Source organism: Mesorhizobium sp. M7A.F.Ca.MR.176.00.0.0, from assembly GCF_004023165.1.
Classification (GTDB): domain Bacteria; phylum Pseudomonadota; class Alphaproteobacteria; order Rhizobiales; family Rhizobiaceae; genus Mesorhizobium.
The window spans coordinates 1-517 of sequence record NZ_RZTC01000313.1 but is presented as its reverse complement, the minus strand read 5'-3'; the positions used below and the strand labels follow the sequence as shown (position 1 = coordinate 517).

The following is a 517-nucleotide window of genomic DNA, read 5'->3' as shown; positions in this document are numbered from 1 at the left end:
GACGTGCCGACGGCGCATGCCAACACCAACAGCGTGTCGGAAGGCGCGCAGGCCTCGGGCAACGTGCTGACGGACGGGACAGCGGATGTTCTGGGTGCCGACGGTGCTGCACCTGGCGGCGCGGTGACGGGCGTGGCAACCGGTTCGAACGTGTCGAACCCGGTGAGCGGCAATCTCGGCGGAGCCGGAATCGCGGGCCAGTACGGCACGCTGGTCCTGGGCGCCAACGGCGCCTACACCTACACGGCCAATCCCAACGCGGTGACCACCAATGCGGTCGATCACTTCGTCTACACCATCACCGACGGCGACGGCGACACCTCGACGGTGACGCTGGACATCACCGTGAACAATGTGACGGTGACGGCATCCGACACCGATGCGCTGGTCAGCGAGAAGGGCCTTGCGACGGGCAGCGACGCAGCCGGTAACAGCGAGATCTTCAACGGCGCGATCACGCCGGCCGGCGGCACCGGCCCGTACACCTATACGCTGACCTCGCCGGCCAGCGGCAGCT

Annotated in this window: 1 protein-coding gene; it reads left to right on the top strand. The window is 67.7% G+C overall.

The genetic code is table 11. The annotated features are described in order from the left end of the window. On the top strand, positions 1 to 517 hold a 517-nt coding region (locus EOB59_RS35055), incomplete at both ends, for a VCBS domain-containing protein (protein WP_206622113.1).